This is a genomic window from Nocardia sp. NPDC003726 (assembly GCF_053586955.1).
Genome location: NZ_JBSFNF010000009.1, coordinates 14,072 through 36,237 on the forward strand (window position 1 = coordinate 14,072; position 22,166 = coordinate 36,237).

Here is a 22,166-nt window from a genome sequence, read left to right on the forward strand (position 1 = left end):
GCATGGCACGCAAACCGCTCATCGCGGGCAACTGGAAGATGAATCTCAATCATCTCGAGGCCATCGCTCTGGTGCAGAAGATCGCATTCGCGCTGCCGGAGAAGTACTTCGACAAGGTGGACGTGGCGGTGATCCCGCCGTTCGTCGACATCCGCAGCGTGCAAACGCTGGTCGAAGGCGACAAGCTGCTGCTCACCTACGGCGGCCAGGACGTCTCGGTGCACGAGTCGGGCGCGTACACCGGCGAGATCAGCGCGAGCATGCTCGCCAAGCTGGGCTGCACCTTCGCCGTGGTCGGGCACTCCGAGCGGCGGCAGTACCACAACGAGGACGACGCGACCGTGCTGGCCAAGGCCAAGCAGGCGCTCAAGCACGGGATCACCCCGATCGTGTGCATCGGCGAAGGCTTGAACATCCGCGAGGCGGGCACGCACGTCGAGTACAACCTCGAGCAACTGCGCGGTTCGCTGAAGGGCCTGACGGCGGAGGAGATCTCGAAGATCGTCATCGCCTACGAGCCGGTGTGGGCGATCGGCACCGGCAAGGTCGCCACCCCCGCCGACGCGCAGGAGGTCTGCGGCGCGATTCGCGGGGAACTGGAGAAGCTCGCCTCGCCGGAGGTCGCGGCGGGTGTCCGCGTGCTCTACGGCGGGTCGGTGAACGCCAAGAACGTCGGAGAACTGGTCGCGCAGACCGATATCGATGGCGCACTGGTCGGCGGCGCTTCGCTCAAGGGTGACGAGTTCGCCACTCTGTCCGCCATCGCCGCGGGCGGCCCGCTGCCCTGACCCCGGGCACTACTCGACAGCCCGGTATCGCTGCTCCCGCGATGCCGGGCTGTCGCGCGTTTCCCAGCGGTGAACCGCCGGAGCGGTCCGGTCGTGCGATGATGACGCGGCTCGAATCGCCGGTCGGACAAGGATTTCCGTGATGCCACGCAAGCTGTACGCCGCACTTCCGGTCGCGTTCGTCGCGCTGGCCACCCTCGCCGGTTGTTCCGGAGACACCACGCATGACGAGCACGCTCACCACGACACGGCGTCCGCCACCGCGGCGGCGCAGCCGCCGCAGCAGCAGGACGCCGGGCACCGCAGGCTGAACCAGCTCGTGGGGGAGTGGAAGGGCGAGAAATCGACCTACATCGCGGGTGGCACGGCGGAGAATCCGATCAGGAGCGAGATCGTCTCGCGGTGGGAATGGATCGCCGAGACCGGCGGCAACTTCCTGCGGGAGCAAGCGGAGGGCACCTTCGCGGACAGACCGTACTACCGGCTCGGTCTGCTCGGATTCGCACCGACGGACAACCGCTACGAGTGGACGACCGTGGACAGCGTCACGCCGATGACGATGAGTTACAAGGGTGCCAAGAACAGCGGCGGCGATCCCGATATCGTCATGGCCGGTGAATTCACCGATCCCGGTGTGCTCGGCCCGCAGTTCGTGGGCAAGACCATTCCGATGCGCACGGTGATCCGCCCGGAAGCGGCCGATCGGGTGGTCATGGAGATCTACTTCGCGCCGCCCGGTGAGGCGGAGCGGGTCGCCGATCGCGTGGTGCTCACACGGAGGAAGTAGCGGGCGCGCTCACTGCGCGTGCAGGACCAGGCCTGCGCCGTTGTCGTTGCGCAAGGTCAGCGTGTCGGCGTCCACGGCGGCGGTGGTCTTGCCGTCGAGGGCTTTCAGCACGGCCTGTTCGACTTCCATCACCTCCGGCGAGCACATCATCTTCGTGGTGGCGATCCGGAAAGTGATCCCGGTACCGGACACCTCGGCGCTGCCGGTCATGCGGTTGCATCCGGCGTTGCCGGAGACACCGCCGTCCTCGGCGATGGCGAGCGTGGGCTGCGCCTCGTCGAGGGCCCGTGAGCGGATCTGGCTGTTGTCGGTGATGAGCGCGCCGATCAGCCACGGCGTGCCCTTGACCGGTTTGTCCGGCCGGGCGACCTTCTTGTCGAGCAAGGTCACGGTGCGGTCGGGGCTGTGCAGCATCAGCCGCGCGTCGTCGAGCCGCCAGCTCGGCTCGGAATTCAACAGCCCGCTGAGCCATTCGTCGGCGCCGCGCCGCTCGTCCTCGCAGGCCATGAGGGTGGTGGCCAGACCGGAGACGTGCAGGACGTGCTCATCGAAGGAAACCGCGCCGGTGAATTTGTTGCAGCCCGCGTCCGCGGCGACGCGGCTGTCGGTGAAGCCCAGCGTCAGCGGTCCGCCGCCGGGAATCGGCGTGCCCTGGACATCGGTCGAGATGAAGGTGCGGTCCGCCGGAGTCGATTCGTCGGCGCCCCGCTTCGGTTCGCCGCCCGAGCACCCGGTGATCGCGCAGAGGGCGAGCAGGACGACGGGTCCCAGTCGCGCCGAGTGTGCCACCATGCGGCGATGCTACCGATGTCGTGCCGTCCCACCAGGATTTCGGCGATCGCGGCGGCTTCGCGGGAGGCAACCGCACCTGGGCGGAAACCGGAATGCATGGGATGACTCGCCGCGCCTCGTACTAATATCTGTGCCGTGCACCGGTGCTTCCCCATCACCCCGCCGCCCGCCTCCTGAGCGAGGTGTAGGTATCCAGCGCGCCACCCAGCGGTGAGCGCGCCCTTTTCGGCATCACTGTGCACCTCGCTTCCGCGACCCCCTACCCCTCTCGTCGCAGGAGCGCGAATCTCGATGTCCTCATCTGTGTCCTCGACCGGCCGTTCGGGGCTGGTCCACCTCGTCGGCGCCGGAATCCTCTGGGGTACCGGAGGTCTGCTCGGCACGCTGTTGCACCGGGCCACCGGGTTGTCACCGGTCGCGGTGGCGACCTGCCGGCTCGCCGTCGGCGGGCTGCTGCTGGTGGCGCTGCTGATGAGTACGCGGCGGTCGTGGCCGCGCGACCCGCTGGCGTGGCGGCGGATCGGCGCGGTGGCCGTGCTCGCGGCGGTGTTCCAGGCGGCCTATTTCGCCGCCGTGACGACCTCGTCGGTGAGCCTCGCCACGTTGATCACGATCGGCATGTCGCCGGTGATCGTCGCCGCGCTGGAGCATTGCACCGGAAGACGTGCGGTGGACAGGCTACGGGCGGTAACCATCGGCATCGCCCTCTGCGGCCTGGCTCTGCTGGTCGGCGTCCCGGCCGGCCACCCGGGGGCAGGCGGGTTGCTGGCGGGCGCGGTGCTCGCCTCGACGGCCGCGGCGGCGTTCGCGACGGTCACCGTGATCAACGCCACGCCCGTCCCCGGCCTCGACGCGATGACCATCACGGGCCTGGGGTTCACCGGAGGCGCTGTGCTGCTGGCTCCGCTCGCGGCGGCGAGCGGTGTCGCGTTCGACCCGACGCCGCACGGCGTCGCGTTGGCGCTGCTGCTGGGGCTGGCGCCGACCGCCGTGGCCTACACCCTGTACTTCCGTGGGCTCGCCGCGGCCGGTCCCGGGCTCGCCGCGGTGCTCGCCCTGCTCGAGCCGCTCACGGGAGCGGTGCTGGCGGCGGTGGTCCTGGGCGAGCGCCTCACCGCGCCTGGGCTGGCCGGCGCCGCCTTGCTCATCCTGGCGGTGCTGCTCGCGGCGAGGCAGTCGCGACCGGCGGCGCCCGCGCAGGACACGGCGTCGAGCCGGTGTTCGTCCCGCGACTAAACTCCGGCGGGTGACCACTGCCGCGACGACGCCGATTTCCACCTGGGCGCCGCTGCGTTCTCCGGTCTACCGGGCGCTGTGGGTGGCGCAATTGGTGTCGAACCTCGGCACGTGGATGCAAACCGTCGGCGCGCAGTGGATCATGGTCGATCAGCCCAACGCGGCGGCGCTGGTGTCGTTCGTGCAGACCGCGATCACGCTGCCGGTGATGCTGCTGTCCATCCCGTCCGGCGTGCTCGCCGACCTGCTGGATCGGCGCAGGCTGCTGCTCGGCGCGCAGTCCACGATGGCGGTGCTGGCCATGATCCTTGCGGTCTCGACCGCCACCGGGCACACCACGCCCGCGGTGCTGCTCACCTTGTTGTTCCTGCTCGGCTGCGGCCAAGCGCTGACCGCGCCCGCCTGGCAGGCCATCCAGCCGGAACTGGTCCCGCGCGAGCAGATCCCGGCGGCGTCGGCGCTGGGCAGCATGAACATCAACATCGGAAGGGCGGTGGGTCCCGCGCTGGCCGGGGTGCTGGTGTCGCTGTCGGGGCCGACGCTGGTGTTCGCGCTGAACGCGGTGTCGTTCGTCGGCATCGTCGCGGTGCTGACGGTGTGGCGCCGCCCCGCGACCGATCGGCGGCTGCCCACCGAGCGCCCGCTGGCGGCTTTGCAGGCGGGCACGCGGTTCATCCGGGCTGCGCCCGCCATTCGCCGGGTGCTGTTGCGCTCGATCCTGTTCATCGCGCCCGCCAGCGCGGTGTGGGCGCTGCTGCCGGTGGTCGCGCGGGATCAGCTCGCGTTGTCCTCGTCCGGGTACGGTCTGATGCTGGGCGCGCTCGGCATCGGCGCGGTGCTCGGCGCGGCGGGGTTGTCGCGGTTGCGCGCGTGGCTGACCCCCACGCAGCGGTTGACCGTCGCCGCGATCCTGTTCGGACTGGCGACGGCGGGCAGCGCGCTGCTGCGCGTCGTGCCGGTGGTGCTCGTGCTGCTGGTGTTCGCGGGGCTGGCCTGGCTGCTGGCGATGTCCACCATGAACTCGACCATGCAGTTGCTGCTGCCGTCCTGGGTGCGTGCCCGGGGACTGTCGGTGTACCTGCTGGTCTTCATGGGCGGGCAGGCGATCGGCTCACTGGTCTGGGGTCTGGTCGCCGACGCGATCGGTACGGTGCCCGCGCTGCTGTGGGCCGCGGCGCTGCTGGCGTTCTGCGCGGTGAGCACGGTGTGGCTGCCCATCCGCAACGATCCCGAACTGCTCGATCTCACCCCGTCGGCGTTCTGGCCGGAACCCCAGCTGGTGGTCGAACCCGATCCCGACGACGGTCCGGTGCTGATCCTGCGCAACTACGACGTCCCGGAGGGGTGCGTCGAGGAATTCCTCGCCGCCATGGCCTTCGTCGGGCGATCCAGGCAGCGCACCGGGGCGATGGAATGGCGCCTGTATCGCGACGTCGGGGTGATCGATCGCTATGTCGAGGCGTTCGTCGTGCGCTCCTGGGCCGAGCACATGCACCAGCACCAGGTTCGGCTCACCGCCCAGGACCAGCTGCGCGAAGAGGCCGTCGCGAAGTTCAGCGCCGCCGAAGGGGAGCAGGTGACCCATCTGGTCGCCGTCGACCGGCGCTAGGGTCGGCCGAGTGCCTGATTCGGTGCCGTCGCACCGACCGCATACACTGTCCGGCATGCGGATGTTCCTGGATATCCTCCTGATCATCACCAGTGTGCTGCTGGTGCTGCTGGTGCTGCTGCACCGCGCCAAGGGTGGAGGTCTGTCCAGCCTGTTCGGCGGCGGCGTGCAGTCCAGCCTGTCCGGGTCCACCGTCGTGGAGAAGAACCTCGACCGCGTCACCATCTTCACCGGCGTCATCTGGCTGATCGCCATCCTCGGCATCGGCCTGGAGATCAAGTTCGCCTGATTCCCGCGGTCACCGCGCTCGCTGGTCGAGGCGATGGACGCGCCCGTCGATGTCGGTGAACCCGTAGTACTCGGCGAGGTCGGCCACCGGCCAGGGAAGTCCGGTGCGGGAGCGTCGGCCCGCGTCGGTGGCGAGCGCGACGACGGCGCGGCCGGTGAATCGCGGCGTCTGCGCGTCGCCGAGGTCGAAGGTGCCCTCGCCGGGCAGCGTGACCAGCCGCCTGCCCTCGGCGTCGGCCGGAACCAGTTGCAGCAGTTCGGTATTCACGATGCCAGGCCAGAGCGAGACCACGGTGACCTCGGTGCCGGCGAGATTCTGCGCCATGTCGGCGGTGAGCCGGTCCACGGCGGATTTCGCGACGCCGTACACCGCGTTGTGCATGTACCGGCGCGCGCCCGGCGACGAGATGTTGACGATCAGCCCGCCGGACTCGATCAGCAGCGGCGCGGCGAAGTAGCTTGCCACGTAATGGGATCGCACGCCCACGTCGAACGACTCGTCCCAGGCTGCCGGCGGGACCTCCCAGAACGGCTTGCCCAGCCAGCGGGCCGCGGCGGGGGAGTTGTAGACGTTGTTGACCAGCACGTCGAGTCTGCCGTGTTCGGTGCGGATCAGCTCGAACAGCCGCTCCACCGCGTCGTCGTCGCGGTGATCGCACACGAACGGGATGCCGGTTCCGCCCGCGGCATCGATTTCCGCGGCCGTGGCGTGTACGGTGCCTGGGAGTCGTCCCTGTGCCGCCGAGCGGCCGGTGACGAGCACCGTGGCACCCGCCGCGCCCAGCTCCAGCGCGATGCCCTTGCCGATGCCGCGGCTGGCGCCGGTGACCACCGCGACCTTGCCTTCGAGCCTTTCGGGTATTCCGCTCACGAAACCGGAACACTACCGTGAAACGATAACGTGTTCTAGCTTTTGGAGGTCCGTGTGGAGATGACGCATCGGTTCGTGACGACCGGCGGGGTCCGGATGCACGTCGCCGAGCAGGGAACCGGGCAACCGGTGGTCTTCTGCCACGGCTTCCCGCACACCTGGTACATCTGGCACCGTCAGCTGCCCGCGGTGGCGGCGGCCGGGTACCGCGCCATCGCGCCGGACCTGCGCGGTTACGGACGCACCGATGTCCCGGCCGACCCGGAGGCGTACACCAATCGCGCGGTCTGCGGTGATCTGCTCGCCCTGCTCGACGACATCGGCGCGGAGCGAGCGGTGTTCGTCGGCTTGGACTTCGGCGCGGCCCTGGTGTGGGAACTGGCTTTGCGCGCGCCGGAGCGGGTGCGCGGGGTCGTCGTCCTGAACAATCCGTTCGCGCCGCGTCCGCCGCGCATGCCGTCGCAGCTGTGGGCCAAGGCGGCGGCTCGGCATTTCCTGCACCTGCATTACTTCCAGACCCCCGGCGTGGCGGACGCGGAACTGGGCGCGCGGCCGGGAGAGTTCCTCGCCCGCGTGTACCACGCGCTCAGCGCCGACTACCACTACCTCGACACCTGGCGTTTCCCCGCCGAGGGCACCGGCTACCTCGACGTGCTGCCGCAGGCCCCCGCGCTGCCGTGGCGATGGCTCGGCGCGGACGAACTGGACACGCTGACAGCGGATTTCGAGCGCACCGGGTTCACCGGCGGATTGAACTGGTACCGCAACCTCGACCGCAACTGGGAACTCACCGCCGACTACGCGGACGCGAGAGTCACTGTGCCCGCCTACTTCCTGTACGGCGACCGGGATCCCGACATGGAAGGTTTCAGCGGCCGCGATCCGCTGGCCACCATGCGCGCGCACGTCGCAGACCTGCGCGCGGTGACCCAGATCGCCGACGCCGGCCATCTCGTCCAGTTGGAGCGGACCGAGCAGGTGAACGCGTTGCTCACCGCTCATCTGGCCCATCTGGCCGAGCATCCGGCCGTGCTTTCGGCCTGAGCGAATCCTCCACGGGCTCAGCCGCGTTCGGTGTCGGTGGGCACCGCTATTGTTCGGTGAATGAGTTATGGCCTGAGCATCTACGTCGTCGAGCTGGACCGGATCAAGGGCGCCATCGGGTCCCGGGACGACAAGCTCCGGCGGATGATCGGCGGCCGGTTCAAAGCCCAGCTCACCCATGACGACGACTGGTTCGCCGAGGAGATCGCGGCCGGCGCGCCCACCCGCTACGAGGCGGTGCGCGCCGTCATCGACGGCGGCCCGTTCGACCCCGCCTACGGTTTCCAGTACGGCTACGCCTTCCAGACGATCTGCCAGTTCTACGGCCGCTTCGTGGACAATCGCTACTTCTCGGCGTTCCGCGGCCGCTGGCTCGACCACGTCGACGACGGTCTGGCCACGCTCGGCATCAAAGCGGTCGGCGTCCGATCGTTCATGTACCACTCGCTGCCGCCTTCGCTGCCGCAGCCCGACGAATTGCCCGGCTACGGCGAGTGGACGCCCGAGCAGTGCGCGGAAGCGCTGGTGCAATGGGAGTCGACCACGCCACCGCAACGCGAGGAGGTCGACCACGAGGTGCTCGCCGCCATCGAGTCCTGCGTCGCGTGGATCCGGGAGGCGCAGGCGCGTCCCGGCTGGGGTGTCGCCGGGTTCTTCTACTGACCGCGGGCCTAGCGGTATTCCTCGGCCAGCTTCGGATAGTCCGACCAGCGCGGCAGCGGTTGGTAGTCGAGGTAGGCGGTGAGACGGTCGAGCAGGTACTGCCAGCGCGGGCCGATGGCGCCCGCGTCGGCGGGGCAGACGTGGCGGCGGGTCAGTTCCACGGTGGTGACCACGCCGACCTGGGTCATCCGGACTTCGAGTAGGCAGCCGTCGATGTGCACGACCAATTCGTGCGGCGCCTGGCAGTGGTCGACGCGCACCGCGACCGGGCCCGACACGGGACCGTCGAACAGGTCGATGGTCAGGTTGCCGTTGCCGCCGGAGACCGCGCCGAGCCAGCGGGCGAGCTGGCCGCGCTCGGTGGCCGCCGACCACACCTCCAGCACGGGCTTGTGGAACGACCGCAGATAGTGCAGAAGCACCAGGTCGCCGTCGGCCGTGTGCTCGTGCTCCGGTCGTACCTCGCCGAGCATGGACATCGTGGTCATCGCGAGTCCTTTCCGCTGCTGGTCACCGTGTTCTCACTGTATTTATTTCCACTATTCCCCGGCCGAATCGAGTTTCGCGGAATGCCGGGCTTCGGCGCGCCGCGTTCGCGCGGTGGTCGCCTCGCCCAGCAGACGCAGGGCCGCGGCTTCGATCCGGTCCTCGTCGAGGAGCACCGTCGCGGCGGCCGGACCCAGAGGCACGAAACTGTCCTCGCTGGTCACGCGCGCCGAACGGCCGGTGAAACCGGCATCGATCAGCGCGGCGCACACGGCCTCGGCCACGCCTCCGCTGCGGCGGGTCTCGTCCGCGACGAGGACCCGCCCGGTCGCGCGCGCGTGGCGCAGCAGATCGTGCACCGGCAGCGGAGCGAGCCAGCGCAGGTCGAGTACCCGTGCGTGAATACCGTGCCGAGCCAGACGCCGCGCTGCGCGCAGGCTCATCGGCACACCGTTGGCGAAGCCGACCAGGGTCAGATCGGCGCCGTCACCGTAGACGCGGGCCCGGCCGATCTCGGCGTACCCGGCGGCGGACGGGCGCGCCAGCCACTCGTCGTCGCCGGGACGGTGCAGGTCACGCGTGTGATACAGCGCGATCGGCTCGAGATACAGGCACACTCTGCCGTCCACGCGGGCCGCCGACACGCACGTGCGCAGCATCGCCGCGGCGTCGTCGGCGCGGGCGGGGGAGGCCAGCACGACGCCGGGGATGTCACGCAGCGCGGCCACCGAGTTGTCGTTGTGGAAATGGCCGCCGAAGCCTTTCTGGTAGGCGTATCCGGCGATCCGCACCACCATGGGATTGCGGTAGCGGCCGTCGGAGAAGAACGACAGCGTGGCCGCCTCGCCGCGGATCTGGTCGGCGGCGTTGTGCAGGTAGGCGAGGTACTGGATCTCCGGAATCGGCACGAACCCGGCCAGCGCCGAGCCCAACGCGGTGCCGAGGACGCTCTGCTCGTCCAGCAGGGTGTCGAACACCCGGCGCGCGCCGAACGTCTTCTGCAGACCTTTGGTCACGCCGTACACACCGCCCTTGCGGCCGACATCCTCCCCGAAGACGAGCACGTCGCGATCGCGTGCCAGCATGCTCGCGAGGGTGTCGTTGACCGCCTGCGCGATGGTCATCTGCTCGGTGCGCTCAGCGCCGTTCCGGCGTGGCGCACCGGGGCCGGCGTTCGCGTCCGGGGGGTGTTCGCGATCGTTGTGCGGCAGCGGGCCGGTTCGGAGCGCGTCGGCGCGCACCAGCGCAGGGCGGGCGCGCGCGATCGGGGCGATCACGGCCGCCGCCGAGGCGAGTTTCGGTTCGGCCGAGACGCGTTCGGCGGCCGTGGCGACGCGGCGGCCGATGGCGGCATACCGGTCCAGCACGTCGGCCGGTGTGGCCACGCCGGACTCGATCAGCAGTCGCGCGGTGGCCAGGACCGGATCGCGGGCGAGGTCGGCGGCGATCTCGGCGGGACGGCGGTAGGCGGTTTCGACGTCGGATCCCGCGTGGCCGAGCAGGCGCACGGTCCGCAGGTGCAGGAACGCGGGCGCGCGCCGGTCCCGCACCCACCGCGCCGCGGTGTCGGCGGTGGTCAGCGCGTCGACGGCGGCGCAACCGTCCGCGGCGAACCAGGCCAGGCCGGGGCGGCTGCCGTAGGCCTGCCGAATCCACTCCGGTGGGGTGGGAACGCTGATCCCGATGCCGTTGTCCTCGCAGACGAACAGGATCGGCATGGCGATCCCTTGGCGGGCCGTGTGGATCGCGGCGTTGATCGCGCCGGCCGCGGTGGAGTGATTGGCCGACGCGTCGCCGAAACTGCACACCACCACCGCGTCGGCGGGCCAGGGACACGGGACATCGAGCCGGGCCGCGCGATCGATCGCGAACGCCAGCCCGACGGCGCGCGGGAGGTGGGAGGCGATGGTCGAGGTCTGCGGGATGACGTTGGCGTCGGCGCTGCCGAACACCTTGTGCCGCCCACCGGAAATCGGGTCCGCCGCCGCGGCCACCACCCCGAGCAGGACGTCCCGGATGGGATCGAGCCCTGGCACGCGCCGGGCCCGGTGCACGAAGAACGCCCCCGATCGGTAGTGCAGCAGGGCGGGATCGGTGACCCGCAGTGCGGCCGCGATAGCGGCGTTGCCCTCGTGGCCGGACGATCCGATGCTGTAGTAGCCCTGCCGGGCGCCGCCGAGGCGGCGTGCCGCGAAATCGAGATGCCTGCTCGTCGCCTGCGCTTCGAACAACTCGAGGCATGCCGCGCCGGTGATCGCGCCGGGTGCGATCGGCTGATGCGCCGCGCGGCCGGGGCGCGGCGCGAGTGCGGCGACGGAGGCACGGAACCGCTCGTCCAGCTCGACTGCCTGATCGGTCACCGACCGATCATCTCGTAAACTCCGCCGTTCGTCCGGGATATCTGACGGTGTTCTTACGAAAACCGAGGGTGACGACAGGCGGATTTACGAGATGACAGACAGTAACTCAGCGCAGGGCGGACGCTGCCTCCTGATCGAGCAGCCACGTGGTGGAGTCGATGCCCGTCGCACCCGCCGCAGGCACCTCCACCGGGTCCGCGCCGCCGATGGCCGCGGCCACTGCCTCGGCCTTCGCCGCGCCGCCGACCACCAGCACGACGTGCCTGCTGCGGCGCACCGCGGGCAGGGTCAACGTCACCCGCACCGGCGGCGGCTTCGGCGAATTCGTGACGGCGACGACGAGTTCGTGCGCTTCCCGCACCGCGTCGGTATCCGGGAACAGCGAATTCACGTGCCCCTCGCCGCCCATGCCGAGCAGGTGCAGGTCGAACGCGCCGTGTTCGGCGAGGTGGGCGTGCACCGTCGCGGAGTACTCGGCGGCGGCTTCCACCGGATCGGGGTACTCGCCGTCGGACACGGCCACCGGGTGCACGCGCGCCGGATCCACCGGCACGTGGTCGAGCAGCGCCTGCCTGGCTTGCAGGTCGTTGCGCTCGGGATCGTTCGCGGGCACGAAACGCTCGTCGCCCCAGAACACCTCGACCCGGGACCAGTCGATGTCGCCCGGCGCCTTGCGCACCTGCTCGAGCAGGGCGATGCCGGTGCCGCCGCCGGTCAGCACCACCGACGCCGAACCGCGCTCGGCCTGTGCGGCGACGACCACCGAGACGAACCGGGCCGCTGCGGCGGCCACCAGCGACTCGGTGTCGAGATGCACCTCGACGGTGTCGCTGGGGAACGGCGAATCGGTGTGCTCACTCATAGATCACCCTTTCGATTCCGGCCAGCGCCTCGGCGTAGATCTCGTCCGCGTCCAGCCTGCGCAGATCCTCGGCGAGGCAGTCGCGAGTCTCCCTGCGCGCCAGCGCGATGCGCTGCACCGGTTCGCCGGTGCGGGTCAGCGTGGCGGTGCGGCCGGTCTGCGGTCGTTCGATCGCGATGGAGACGGTGGGCCGATGCAGCTCCACCCGCAGCGGGCCGGTTCGCCTGCGCACGGGGCAGTCCAGCCGCGCGGCCAGCCAGCCGGCCAGCATGTCCAGGGCAGGCTCGTCGCGCAGCCCGGACACCGTCACCGAGTCCACCGGTTCGAACGGCGGCTCGTCCATGGCCGCCGCCAGCAGGGCACGCCAGTAGGTGATCCGGCTCCACGCCAGATCGGTGTCGCCGCTGGCATAGGACTGCAGTCGTCTCTTGATCGTCGCCTGAGGATCGGCCGCGAAGGTGGCGTCGGTGATGCGGCGGCCCGCCAGGCGCCCCACCGAATCCTTGGACGGGAACTCCGGCGCTCCGCGCGGCCACCAGGCGACCACCGGAGTGTCCGGCAGCAGGAACGGCGTGACGACGCTGCTTTCGTGGCTGACCAGTTCGCCTTGCAGCCGCAGCACGATGACCTCGGCCGCGCCCGCGTCGCCGCCCACGCGGATCTGCGCGTCCAGCCTGGTGGGCGCCTCCCGGTCGCCGCGCGCGAGCACCACCACGCGGCAGGGGTGCTCGCGGCTGGCCTCGTTCGCCGCCTCGATCGCGTGCTCGGCCTCGGAGCTGTCGAGCGTGCACACCACCAGCGTGAGCACGCGGCCCATGGTGATCACGCCGTTGCTCTCGCGCAACTTCACGATGCGCTTGGTGACCTCGCCGGTCTTGGTGTCGGGCATGTCGACGATCACGGGCGCCGCCATTCCCGCCCGGTACGGGCGATCATCTCGTCCGCGGACGACGGGCCCCAGGTGCCCGCCTCGTACGGCTCCGGCCTTCCCGCCGCGGCCCAGTGGTCGAGCACCGGATCCAGGATGCGCCAGGACAATTCGACCTCCGCGTTCACCGGGAACAGCGACGGCACCCCGAGCAGCACGTCGAGGATCAGGCGTTCGTAGGCCTCCGGCGAGGACTCGGTGAACGCCTCGCCGTAGCTGAAGTCCATATTGACGTCGCGTACCTCCATGCTGGAGCCCGGCACCTTGGAGCCGAACCGCGTCGTGATGCCCTCGTCCGGCTGCACCCGGATGACCAGCGCGTTCTGGCCGAGTTCCTCGGTCATGGTCTGGTCGAACGGCAGGTGCGGGGCCCGCTTGAAGATCACCGCGATCTCGGTGACCCTGCGGCCGAGCCGTTTGCCGGTGCGCAGGAAGAACGGCACACCGGCCCAGCGGCGGGTGTCGATCTCCAGCCGGATCGCGGCATAGGTCTCGGTCTTGGAGTTCGGGTCGAAGCCTTCTTCCTCCAACAGGCCGACCACGTGCTCGCTGCCCTGCCAGCCCTCGGTGTACTGGCCGCGCGCGGTGGTCTCGTCCAGCGGTTCGATGAGCCTGGTCGCGGAGAGCACCTTGATCTTCTCGGTCTGCAATTGCTTGGGCTCGAAGCTGATCGGCTCCTCCATGGCGGTGAGGGCAAGCAGTTGCAGCAGGTGGTTCTGGATCACGTCCCGCGCGGCCCCGATGCCGTCGTAGTAGCCAGCGCGTCCGCCGAGGCCGATGTCCTCGGCCATGGTGATCTGCACGTGGTCGACGAAGTTGGCGTTCCAGATCGGCTCGTACTGCTGGTTGGCGAAGCGCAGCGCGAGGATGTTCTGCACCGTCTCCTTGCCGAGGTAGTGGTCGATGCGGAACACCCGCTCTTCCGGAAACACCCCGTTGACCAGCGCGTTGAGTTCCTGCGCGCTCTTCAGGTCGTGCCCGAACGGCTTCTCGATCACCACCCGCCGCCAGGGCTTGCGCGCGGCGTCGGGCCCGGTGGTCTGGGCCAGACCGTGAGCGCAGAGCTTGTCGAGCACGAGCGGGAACATGTTCGGCGGAATCGACAGATAGAACGCGTGATTGCCGCCGGTGCCGCGTTCCTTGTCCAGCGTGGTCAGGGTGTCGGTGAGCCGGTCGAAGGCCGCGTCGTCGTCGAAGGTGCCCTGGACGAACCGGATGCCCTCCAGAAGCTGATCCCAGACCTCCTGGCGAAAGGGGGTCCGCGCGTGCGCCTTGACCGCCTCCAGCACCACTTGGGCGAAGTCCTCGTCCGCGTAGTCGCGGCGCGCGAAGCCGACCAAGCCGAAGGCCGGGGGCAGCAGCCCCCGGTTCGCCAGGTCGTAGATGGCCGGCATCAGCTTCTTCCGAGACAGGTCACCCGTGACGCCGAAGATGACCATGCTGCACGGTCCTGCGATGCGCGGAAGCCGTTTGTCCCGTTTGTCCCGCAGCGGGTTGTGCCATTCGGCCGCGTCGGGCCGATCCTCGGCCGCTGTCCCGGCCATCGATCAGCCGTTCCCGGTCGACGCCGACTTCAGCTCGTCGGCGGTGGCCGAAAGCAGCTCCTCCCAGGACTTCTCGAACTTGTCCACGCCCTCGCGCTCGAGCACCGCGAACACGTCGTCGAGGTCGACACCCACCGCGGCGAGCCGATCGAAGACCTCCTTGGCCTCCTCGGCCTTGCCGCTGACCGTGTCGCCACTGATCACGCCGTGATCGGCGACGGCCTGCAGCGTCTTCTCCGGCAGCGTGTTCACCGTGTTCCCGGCGACCAGCTCGGTGACGTACATCGTGTCCGGGTACTCCGGGTTCTTCACGCCGGTCGACGCCCACAACGGCCGCTGCCGATTCGCGCCCGACGCGGCCAGGGTCTGGTACGTGGAGGTGTGCTTGCCGCCGTCGAACACGTCCTGGTACTCGGCGTAGGCCAGACGGGCGTTGGCGATGCCCGCCTTGCCGCGCAGCGCGAGCGCCTCCTCGGTGCCGATCGCCTCGAGCCGCTTGTCGATCTCGGTGTCGACGCGGGAGACGAAGAACGAGGCGACGGAATGGATCTTGGCCGGGTCGTGCCCGGCGACCTTGGCCTTCTTCACGCCTTCCAGGTAGGCGCCCATCACCGCGCGGTAGCGCTGCACCGAGAAGATCAGCGTGACGTTCACGCTGATGCCCTCGGCGATCACGGCCGTGATCGCGGGCAGGCCCTCCTCGGTGGCCGGGATCTTGATGAACAGGTTGGGCCGGTCGACGATTTTCCACAGTTCGACCGCCTGCGCGACGGTCTTGTCGGCGTCGAACGCCAGGCGCGGGTCGACCTCGATGGACACCCGGCCGTCCACGCCGCCGGTCGCCTCGAAGACCGGAGCGAACACGTCGCAGGCCGCGCGGACGTCATCGGTGGTGATGGTGCGGATCGCGGCGTCGGCGTCGGCGCCCTGCGCGGCAAGGTCTTTCAGCTGGCCGTCGTAGGCGTGCCCCTGGCTGAGCGCACCCTGGAAGATCGTGGGGTTGGTGGTCACCCCCACGACGGACCTGGTCTCGATCAGTTCGAGCAGGTTGCCGGATCTGATCCGGTCCCTGGACAGATCGTCGAGCCATACGGACACTCCCGCCGCCGAGAGGGCGGCGAGATTCTCGTTCTGAGCCATGAGCGCTTATCCCTTCACGTTCTCGAGCGTGCGCTGCGCGGCGGCAACGACGGCTTCCGGAGTGAAGCCGAATTCGCGGAACAGGGTCTTGTAGTCGGCGGAGGCGCCGAAGTGCTCGATCGACACGATCTCGCCCGCGTCACCGGCGAACCGGTGCCACGGCATCGCGATACCGGCTTCGACGACGACGCGCGCGGCGATCGCGGGCGGAAGCACTTCGTCCCGGTAAGCCTTGTCCTGCGCGTCGAACCACTCCACGCACGGCATCGACACCACGCGGGTGGCGATGCCCTGCTCCTCCAGCGTAGTGCGGGCGGCGACCGCGAGCTGCAGCTCCGATCCGGTGGCGATCAGGATCACTTGCGGTGTGCCCGTGGACGCCTCGGCCAGGATGTAACCGCCCTTGGACACGCCCTCGTAGCTGGTGCCCTCGAGAATCGGCAGATCCTGGCGGGTCAGCGCCAAGGCGGACGGGCCGTCCTGGTGCGGCGGCTCGGACACCGAGAAGTGCGAGCTGTGCTCGCTGCTGTCGCGCTCGAGGATGGTGCGCCAGGCGTAGGTGGTCTCGTTGGCGTCGCCGGGGCGGACCACGTTCAGGCCCGGGATGGCGCGCAGCGCGGCCAGCTGCTCGATCGGCTGGTGGGTGGGGCCGTCCTCGCCCAGACCGATGGAGTCGTGGGTCCAGACGTAGATCGCGGGCACCCGCATCAGCGCGGCCAAGCGCACCGAGGGGCGCATGTAGTCGCTGAACACCAGGAAGGTGCCGCCGTACGGACGGGTCGGGCCGTGCAGCGCGATGCCGTTGAGGATCGCGCCCATGGCGTGCTCGCGGACGCCGAAGTGCAGGGTGCGGCCGTACGGATCGGCCTTCCACATGCCGGTGGAGATCGACTCCGGCCCGAAGCTGCGCTGGTCGGGCATGGTGGTGTTGTTGGACTCGGCCAGGTCGGCCGAACCGCCCCACAGCTCCGGCAGCACCGGCGCCAGCGCGGCGAGCACCTTGCCGGACGCCTTGCGCGTGGCCATGCCCTTCGGGTCCGGTTCGTAGCTGGGCAGATTCGCGGTCCAGTTCTCCGGCAGCCGCCGCGCGAACAGGCGGTCGAACAGCGCCTTGTTCTCCGGGTTGGCCGCGGCCCACGCGTCGAAGGACTGCTGCCACTGCTCGTGCGCCGCGCGGCCGCGCTCGATGGCTTTGCGGGTGTGCTCGATGACGGCCGGGTCCACGTCGAAGCTCTTGTCCGGGTCGAAGCCGAGGATCTTCTTGGTGGCGGCGACCTCGTCCGCGCCCAGGGCGGCGCCGTGGGCGGTGCCGGTGTTCATCTTGCTGGGGGCGGGGTAGCCGATGATGGTGCGCAGCACGATGATCGAGGGCTTGCCGGTCTCGGCCTTGGCCGCTTCCAGCGCGGCCTCGATGGCGACGACGTCTTCACCGCCCTCGACCACCTGCACGTGCCAGCCGTATGCCTCGTAGCGCTTGGCGACGTCCTCGGTGAACGCGATGGTGGTGTCGTCCTCGATGGAGATCTTGTTGTCGTCGTAGATCACGACGAGATTGCCCAGCTGCTGAGTGCCGGCGAGGGACGACGCCTCGGAGGTGACGCCCTCCTCGAGGTCGCCGTCGGAGGCGATGACGTAGATGAAGTGGTCGAACGGGCTGGTGCCCGGCGCGGCGGCGGGATCGAACAAGCCGCGCTCGCGACGCGCCGCCATCGCCATGCCGACCGACGAGGCCAGGCCCTGGCCGAGCGGGCCGGTGGTGATCTCGACGCCGTCGGTGTGCCGGAACTCGGGGTGGCCAGGGGTGAGCGAGCCCCACTTGCGCAGGTTCTTCAGGTCGTCCAGTTCCAGGCCGTAACCCGCCAGGTACAGCTGGATGTACTGCGTCAGGCTGGAGTGACCGGCCGACAGCACGAACCGGTCGCGGCCGACCCAGCTCGGATCGCTCGGATCGATGCGCATGGTGCGCTGGTAGAGCGTGTACGCCAGCGGCGCCAGGCTCATCGCGGTGCCGGGATGGCCGTTTCCGGCGTTCTGCACCGCCTCGGCGGCCAGAACCCGGATGGTGTCGACAGCCTTGGTGTCCAGATCCGTCCAGTCGTCCGGGTGGTTCGGCTGAGTGAGGGCGCGGATGTCGTCTGTGATCGACACGACCGAGGTTCTCCTGACATTGGTTCGTCGACGGCGGTGGGTTTCTAGCGGCGAAGTTCGCGCGGCAGCTACGGCGTGCTGACCGGGTATACCCACCTACCCTAGATGTGCCCACTGACCGGCACACCATTAACCCTGTGTTGGTTTCCCGGGCCGGGTTTCGCTGCATGTTCGCGCGTGCGCGGCACATGACGGAGAGGCGTACTCGTGATTGCCTCCAGCATGTGCCACTCGTGAGTTCCGGAGCGCCCTGGACCGGGGAGGTGGGGAAGGTCGGAGTGGTGCGTGGGGGCGTCGTGTTGCGGCGGTGTAGTGCGGGGGCGACGGGAGGGGGGAGCGCGGCGGGGGTCTACCATCCTTTGTAGTAGTAGTCGCGCCGCACCGGTCGGAGGGGCGCCGGGGCGGACGGAAGTCCGGCGCGGGCACACCCGTAACCATCGGGAGGAGTGCACTGCTGGTCGATGCCGGATGCGATGCACAGCGTGCGAGGAGAGACAGTGCGGATTGGGCAACAGCCGGGTGGCGATGGTGCGCACGGCTCCTCCGCGACGGCGCTGGCCGACCGGTTCACTGGTCCCGGCCTACCGTCCCGGCTGATGCGGCGGGTGCTGGCCTATATCGCGCTCACCAAGCCCAGGGTCATCGAGCTGCTGCTCGTCGCCACGATCCCGACCATGCTGCTGGCCGACCGCGGCACCATCGACATCCGGCTGATCCTGGCGACCCTGTTCGGCGGCTGGATGGGCGCGGCGAGCGCGAACACGCTCAACTGCGTCGCCGACGCCGATATCGACAAGGTCATGAAGCGCACCGCCAAGCGGCCGCTGGCCAGGGAGGCGGTGCCCACCCGCAACGCCTTCGTGTTCGGCGTCGCGCTCGGCGTCGGCTCGTTCGCCTGGCTGTGGTGGCAGGCGAACCTGCTCAGCGGCGTGCTCGTCGTCGCAACGATCCTGTTCTACGTCTTCGTCTACACGCTCGGCCTCAAGCGCCGCACCTCGCAGAACGTGGTGTGGGGCGGCGCGGCGGGCTGCATGCCGGCGCTGGTGGGCTGGTCGGCGGTGACCGGCGGCATCGGCTGGCCCGCGATCGCGCTGTTCGGCGTCATCTTCTTCTGGACCCCGCCGCACACCTGGGCGCTGGCGATGCGCTACAAGGAGGACTACCGCGCGGCGGGCGTGCCGATGCTGCCGGTGGTCGCCACCGAGCGGACCGTCACCAAGCAGATCGTCGTCTACACCTGGCTGACCGTGCTCACCACGCTCGCCTTGGTCCCCGCCACCGGCGTGATCTACGCGGCTGTTGCGCTGGTGGCCGGAGCGTGGTTCCTGCTCATGGCCCACCAGCTGTACGCGGGCGTGCGGCGCGGCGAGTCGGTGAAGCCGCTACGGCTGTTCCTCCAGTCGAACAACTACCTGGCCGTGGTGTTCTGCGGCCTCGCCGTGGACTCGGTGCTCGGCTGGGACACCGTCGGCAGCTTCTTCAGCTGAGCGCGCCGAGGTAGCCGTCCGGCCGCACGAGCACCCGGGTGCCCTCTGTCGCGGCGTAGGCCGCGTGGGCGTGCCCGTCGACGTCCACCACGTGCGGTCCCGCCACCTGCTGACCAGGGCGCACCACCGCGTACGCGTGCGGCCCCGCCTCCGCTTGCGCGCCGAATGACAGCACCGTCGCGTGCGGCCCCCGGAACAGGTCGAACAACCGGACGGGCCGCCCGGTCTCGTCCTTCACCGGTGCGTCCGGGGCGCGATCGCCTACTGCCAGCGGGGCGCGCTCGGCCGGGTCGCGGTAGCTGATGTTCAACTGCTGGGTCTCCGGTCCGCGCTCCATCGCGTCCTCCTCGCCCTCGACCAGTTTGTCCAGCAGTTCGGAGCTGAGCCCGAGCACATGGGCGGCCACGGTCCTGCGCTCGGCTTCGTAGCTGTCCAGCAGCGTGTCGTCACCGGCGAGCGCTGCGGCCAGCTTCCAGCCGAGGTTGTAGGCGTCCTGGATGCCGGTGTTCATGCCCTGGCCGCCGGTGGGCGGATGCGCGTGCGCGGCGTCGCCGGCCAGGAACACCCGGCCGTCGCGGAAACGCCGCGCGAGGCGGATGTTCGGGCGCCACACGGTGACCCAGGTCAGGTCGGTGAGGGTGACGTCGTCGCGCCCGCAGTAGCGGTCCACGTACTCCTGTAGCAGCTCGAGGCTCGGCTCGGCGTCGCCGGTCAGCGGCGCGGCGAACTGGAACTGACGTCCACCGGGCAGCGGGGACAACGCGATGCCCCGCACCGGCTCGTCGGCGTCGGCGAACCAGTAGCCGAACTCGTGGTCGAGCGCGTCGGCGCGCACGTCGCCGAGCAGCATGCGCAGCGATTCGTCGGTGCTGCCCTCGAACGGGATGCCGAGTGTCCTGCGGACGGTGCTCTTGCCGCCGTCCGCGCCGACCAGGTAGGCGGCGCGCACGGTCTCCCGCGTGCCGTCGCGTTCCAGTGTCGCGGTGACGCCGTCGTGGTCCTGGGTGAAGCCGGTGAGCGCGGTGCCGAGTTCCACCCGCACGCCGAACTCGGCCAGCCGCTCGCGCAGGACGGCCTCGGTGCGGGACTGGCCGAGCACCCACAGGTTCGGGTAGGGGACCGCGGGCGTCGGCTCGACGGGCTCGCTCATCCGCCGTTCGGTGACGAACTCGCCGCCCAGATGCACGCGCATCACCGGCGTCGGCATTCCTTCCGCCAGGACCGCGTCCAGTACTCCCAGGTCGTCGAACACTTCGAGGGTGCGCGGCTGGATGCCGTCGCCGCGCGAGCCCGCGAAGAACGTGGCCGCCTTGTCCACGATCCGGACCGGGATGTCCCGGCGCGCGAGATCGAGGGCGAGGGTGAGGCCGGTGGGTCCCGCGCCCGCGACGAGGACGAGCTGTGTCATGACGTACTCCTGATGAATTGAAATTCAGTGAATGCAAGTTCAGTTTTATGCTTGGTACGTTGCGTTGTCAAGGAGGTGAGGCGGGTGTCGATGAGTCGCAAGGAGAAGTCGGCCGAAACCGAGCAGGCGTTGAAGGCCGCGGCGTTGCGGTTGTTCGCCGAGCGCGGCTACCTGAACACCAAGATCACCGACATCACGAGCGCCGCCGGACGGGCGGCCGGGTCGTTCTACAACCACTTCGCGAGCAAGGAAGAACTGCTGCAGGCGCTGCTGAACGATCTGGCGGCCGCGGGAGACGAGCGCGCGGAAGGTCCCGACCACAACCCGGATTTCAGCGACCCCGACGCGGTGCGCTATCACATCGCCGGGTACTGGACCTTCGCGCGAGAGCACGCGCCCGTGCTGCGAGCGGTGAATCAGGCGGCGCTGGTCAACGAGGAATTCGCGCGGATGGTCGCGCGGTTCGGCGTCCAGCAGCGCGCGGACATCGCCGATCACGTGGAGGGATTCGCCGACCGGGGACTGCGGCTGCCGAGCACGCCGGACGCCAGCCTCGCGATGATGTTCCTGCTCACGCAGAGCCTGCTCGCTGCGGTGGAGGAAGGGAACGTCGAACTGACCGACGAGCAGGCCGTGGATGGCCTGACCCGTTTCGTCTATCGCGGTCTCACCGGCCGCGACTACTGATCCGGCGGTGGACGATCCGCCGGATCGCCCACCGCCGTCGGCTCACGGCAGCAGGACGATGGAACCCGTGGTCTTGCGGCCTTCCAGGTCGCGGTGGGCTCGCTCGGCGTCGGCGAGTGGATAGGTGGCGCCGATCCTGATGTTCAGCGTGCCCTTGGCGATGGCGTCGAGCACGTCGCCCGCACGCCAGGTGAGTTCGGCGCGGTCCCTGGTGTAGTGCGCCAGCGTCGGGCGGGTGACGAACAACGACCCGCCCGCGCTGAGGCGTTGCAGGTCGAACGGCGGCACCGGACCGCTCGCGCCCCCGAAGAGGGCGAGCATGCCGCGCACGCGCAGCGCGGCGAGGCTGGCCTCGAAGGTCGCCGCGCCGACGCCGTCGTAGACCGCAGCCACGCCGACGCCGTCGGTGAGTTCGCGCACCCGGTCGGCGAGTCCGTCGCCGTAGCGCAGCACCTCGTCGGCTCCCGCCGCGCGCGACAGCGTCTCCTTCTCGTCGGAGGACACCGTCGTGATCACCCGGACGCCGCGGGCGGTGAGCAGCTGGGTCAGGATCAGCCCCACGCCGCCCGCGCCCGCGTGCACGAGCACCGCCTCCCCTGGCTCCGGGCGGTAGATGGACTCGATCAGATAGTGCGCGGTCATGCCCTGCAAGAGGGCCGACGCGGCGACGGGAGGCTCGACGCCGTCCGGCACCCGGATGGCGACGGCGGCGGGGACCGCCACCTTCGGGGCGTAGCTGCCCGGCGCGGCGGCCCAGGCCACCCGGTCGCCGACCGCGAACTCGGTGACCTCCGAGCCGACGTCGGTGACGACGCCGGTGCCCTCCGAGCCGGGGATGTAGGGGACCGCCTGCGGATAGCGCCCGGTGCGGATGTAGGTGTCGATGAAGTTGATGCCGATCGCCTGGGTGTCCACCAGGAGCTGATCCGGCGCGATCCGCGGATCGGGCACCTCCACGTACTTCAGGACCTCGGGACCACCGTGTTCGGAAACCTGAATGGCGTGCATGAGATCCAGTTCTACACCCGAGCGGCGGGC

At 69.8% G+C, this 22,166-nt stretch carries 20 protein-coding genes; 9 read left to right on the forward strand and 11 right to left on the reverse strand.

Going from position 1 to position 22,166, the window contains the following annotated elements:
- Positions 1–2: 2 nt before the first annotated feature.
- Together tpiA and ACWDMM_RS14205 are read left to right on the forward strand one after the other, a co-directional pair.
- A complete protein-coding gene (tpiA, locus tag ACWDMM_RS14200; protein WP_195080225.1) occupies positions 3–788 on the forward strand; it encodes a triose-phosphate isomerase in 786 nt (261 codons plus the stop codon).
- A 142-nt stretch (positions 789–930) separates the two neighbouring features.
- Positions 931–1,575 carry a DUF1579 family protein gene (locus ACWDMM_RS14205; RefSeq protein ID WP_357207145.1) on the forward strand — a complete coding sequence of 215 codons (645 nt, stop codon included), beginning with the start codon at positions 931–933 and terminating at the stop codon, positions 1,573–1,575.
- 9 nt (positions 1,576–1,584) lie between these two features.
- Here the strand turns inward: ACWDMM_RS14205 and ACWDMM_RS14210 are convergent, their stop codons facing one another.
- On the reverse strand, positions 1,585–2,367 hold the full coding sequence (locus tag ACWDMM_RS14210) for an META domain-containing protein (RefSeq protein WP_449937689.1): 783 nt from the start codon (positions 2,365–2,367) through the stop codon (positions 1,585–1,587).
- A gap of 291 nt (positions 2,368–2,658) precedes the next feature.
- Here ACWDMM_RS14210 and ACWDMM_RS14215 point away from each other — a divergent pair, with 291 nt between their 5' ends.
- From ACWDMM_RS14215 to secG, 3 genes are read left to right on the forward strand one after another with little or no spacing between them, the layout of a single operon-like run.
- Positions 2,659–3,603, forward strand: coding sequence for a DMT family transporter (locus ACWDMM_RS14215; protein WP_449937691.1), 945 nt, complete (start codon positions 2,659–2,661; stop codon positions 3,601–3,603).
- A gap of 10 nt (positions 3,604–3,613) precedes the next feature.
- The gene (locus ACWDMM_RS14220) at positions 3,614–5,212 is read left to right on the forward strand and encodes an MFS transporter (protein ID WP_195080221.1); all 1,599 of its coding nucleotides are present in this window, start codon (positions 3,614–3,616) and stop codon (positions 5,210–5,212) included.
- 55 nt (positions 5,213–5,267) lie between these two features.
- Entirely contained in the window at positions 5,268–5,501 is a 234-nt protein-coding gene (gene secG / locus ACWDMM_RS14225; protein WP_039798855.1) for a preprotein translocase subunit SecG, read from the forward strand.
- 9 nt (positions 5,502–5,510) lie between these two features.
- On the opposite strand, the gene ACWDMM_RS14230 is transcribed toward secG, so the two are convergent.
- Positions 5,511–6,371, reverse strand: a complete 861-nt coding sequence (locus ACWDMM_RS14230) for an SDR family NAD(P)-dependent oxidoreductase (RefSeq protein WP_195080220.1) — start codon at positions 6,369–6,371, stop codon at positions 5,511–5,513.
- A gap of 60 nt (positions 6,372–6,431) precedes the next feature.
- On the opposite strand from ACWDMM_RS14230, the gene ACWDMM_RS14235 reads away from it, so the two are divergent.
- Together ACWDMM_RS14235 and ACWDMM_RS14240 are read left to right on the forward strand one after the other, a co-directional pair.
- Complete coding sequence (locus ACWDMM_RS14235; RefSeq protein WP_449937695.1) at positions 6,432–7,415, forward strand: alpha/beta fold hydrolase; 984 nt, start codon at positions 6,432–6,434, stop codon at positions 7,413–7,415.
- Positions 7,416–7,475: 60 nt separating this feature from the next.
- Positions 7,476–8,078, forward strand: coding sequence for a DUF7691 family protein (locus ACWDMM_RS14240; RefSeq protein ID WP_195080219.1), 603 nt, complete (start codon positions 7,476–7,478; stop codon positions 8,076–8,078).
- Positions 8,079–8,086: 8 nt separating this feature from the next.
- Here ACWDMM_RS14240 and ACWDMM_RS14245 read toward each other — a convergent pair whose 3' ends face one another.
- The 7 genes from ACWDMM_RS14245 to tkt form a co-directional block, all read right to left on the reverse strand.
- The gene (locus ACWDMM_RS14245; RefSeq protein WP_195080218.1) at positions 8,087–8,566 is read right to left on the reverse strand and encodes an SRPBCC family protein; all 480 of its coding nucleotides are present in this window, start codon (positions 8,564–8,566) and stop codon (positions 8,087–8,089) included.
- Between the two features lie 51 nt (positions 8,567–8,617).
- Positions 8,618–10,924 (reverse strand): thiamine pyrophosphate-dependent enzyme, encoded by a 2,307-nt coding sequence (locus ACWDMM_RS14250; protein ID WP_449937698.1) that lies wholly within the window; start codon positions 10,922–10,924, stop codon positions 8,618–8,620.
- A 106-nt stretch (positions 10,925–11,030) separates the two neighbouring features.
- Positions 11,031–11,786: a 6-phosphogluconolactonase gene (pgl, locus tag ACWDMM_RS14255; RefSeq protein WP_449937701.1), complete on the reverse strand. Its 756-nt coding sequence runs from the start codon at positions 11,784–11,786 to the stop codon at positions 11,031–11,033.
- Positions 11,779–12,687 (reverse strand): glucose-6-phosphate dehydrogenase assembly protein OpcA, encoded by a 909-nt coding sequence (opcA, locus tag ACWDMM_RS14260; RefSeq protein WP_195080316.1) that lies wholly within the window; start codon positions 12,685–12,687, stop codon positions 11,779–11,781. The genes pgl and opcA overlap by 8 nt, the downstream gene beginning before the upstream one ends.
- Entirely contained in the window at positions 12,684–14,258 is a 1,575-nt protein-coding gene (gene zwf / locus ACWDMM_RS14265) for a glucose-6-phosphate dehydrogenase (protein WP_195080215.1), read from the reverse strand. The genes opcA and zwf overlap by 4 nt, the downstream gene beginning before the upstream one ends.
- A gap of 3 nt (positions 14,259–14,261) precedes the next feature.
- The gene (gene tal, locus ACWDMM_RS14270; RefSeq protein WP_449937704.1) at positions 14,262–15,398 is read right to left on the reverse strand and encodes a transaldolase; all 1,137 of its coding nucleotides are present in this window, start codon (positions 15,396–15,398) and stop codon (positions 14,262–14,264) included.
- 6 nt (positions 15,399–15,404) lie between these two features.
- Entirely contained in the window at positions 15,405–17,546 is a 2,142-nt protein-coding gene (tkt, locus tag ACWDMM_RS14275) for a transketolase (RefSeq protein ID WP_357105541.1), read from the reverse strand.
- A gap of 497 nt (positions 17,547–18,043) precedes the next feature.
- On the opposite strand from tkt, the gene ACWDMM_RS14280 reads away from it, so the two are divergent.
- Entirely contained in the window at positions 18,044–19,033 is a 990-nt protein-coding gene (locus ACWDMM_RS14280) for a heme o synthase (RefSeq protein WP_397068632.1), read from the forward strand.
- Here the strand turns inward: ACWDMM_RS14280 and ACWDMM_RS14285 are convergent.
- Positions 19,026–20,441: an FAD-dependent monooxygenase gene (locus ACWDMM_RS14285; RefSeq protein ID WP_449937709.1), complete on the reverse strand. Its 1,416-nt coding sequence runs from the start codon at positions 20,439–20,441 to the stop codon at positions 19,026–19,028. The genes ACWDMM_RS14280 and ACWDMM_RS14285 overlap by 8 nt on opposite strands.
- 90 nt (positions 20,442–20,531) lie before the next feature.
- Here ACWDMM_RS14285 and ACWDMM_RS14290 point away from each other — a divergent pair, with 90 nt between their 5' ends.
- Positions 20,532–21,128 (forward strand): TetR/AcrR family transcriptional regulator, encoded by a 597-nt coding sequence (locus tag ACWDMM_RS14290; RefSeq protein WP_355153031.1) that lies wholly within the window; start codon positions 20,532–20,534, stop codon positions 21,126–21,128.
- Positions 21,129–21,170: 42 nt separating this feature from the next.
- On the opposite strand, the gene ACWDMM_RS14295 is transcribed toward ACWDMM_RS14290, so the two are convergent.
- Entirely contained in the window at positions 21,171–22,136 is a 966-nt protein-coding gene (locus ACWDMM_RS14295) for a quinone oxidoreductase family protein (protein WP_449937712.1), read from the reverse strand.
- Positions 22,137–22,166: the final 30 nt, after the last annotated feature.

Coding starts and splice junctions, on each gene's coding strand:
- tpiA (WP_195080225.1), top strand. CDS start 3: ATGGCACGCAAACCGCTCATCGCGGGCAACTGGAAGATGAATCTCAAT.
- ACWDMM_RS14205 (WP_357207145.1), top strand. CDS start 931: ATGCCACGCAAGCTGTACGCCGCACTTCCGGTCGCGTTCGTCGCGCTG.
- ACWDMM_RS14210 (WP_449937689.1), bottom strand. CDS start 2,367: ATGGTGGCACACTCGGCGCGACTGGGACCCGTCGTCCTGCTCGCCCTC.
- ACWDMM_RS14215 (WP_449937691.1), top strand. CDS start 2,659: ATGTCCTCATCTGTGTCCTCGACCGGCCGTTCGGGGCTGGTCCACCTC.
- secG (WP_039798855.1), top strand. CDS start 5,268: ATGCGGATGTTCCTGGATATCCTCCTGATCATCACCAGTGTGCTGCTG.
- ACWDMM_RS14235 (WP_449937695.1), top strand. CDS start 6,432: ATGACGCATCGGTTCGTGACGACCGGCGGGGTCCGGATGCACGTCGCC.
- ACWDMM_RS14240 (WP_195080219.1), top strand. CDS start 7,476: ATGAGTTATGGCCTGAGCATCTACGTCGTCGAGCTGGACCGGATCAAG.
- ACWDMM_RS14245 (WP_195080218.1), bottom strand. CDS start 8,566: ATGACCACGATGTCCATGCTCGGCGAGGTACGACCGGAGCACGAGCAC.
- pgl (WP_449937701.1), bottom strand. CDS start 11,786: ATGAGTGAGCACACCGATTCGCCGTTCCCCAGCGACACCGTCGAGGTG.
- zwf (WP_195080215.1), bottom strand. CDS start 14,258: ATGGCCGGGACAGCGGCCGAGGATCGGCCCGACGCGGCCGAATGGCAC.
- tal (WP_449937704.1), bottom strand. CDS start 15,398: ATGGCTCAGAACGAGAATCTCGCCGCCCTCTCGGCGGCGGGAGTGTCC.
- ACWDMM_RS14285 (WP_449937709.1), bottom strand. CDS start 20,441: ATGACACAGCTCGTCCTCGTCGCGGGCGCGGGACCCACCGGCCTCACC.
- ACWDMM_RS14290 (WP_355153031.1), top strand. CDS start 20,532: ATGAGTCGCAAGGAGAAGTCGGCCGAAACCGAGCAGGCGTTGAAGGCC.
- ACWDMM_RS14295 (WP_449937712.1), bottom strand. CDS start 22,136: ATGCACGCCATTCAGGTTTCCGAACACGGTGGTCCCGAGGTCCTGAAG.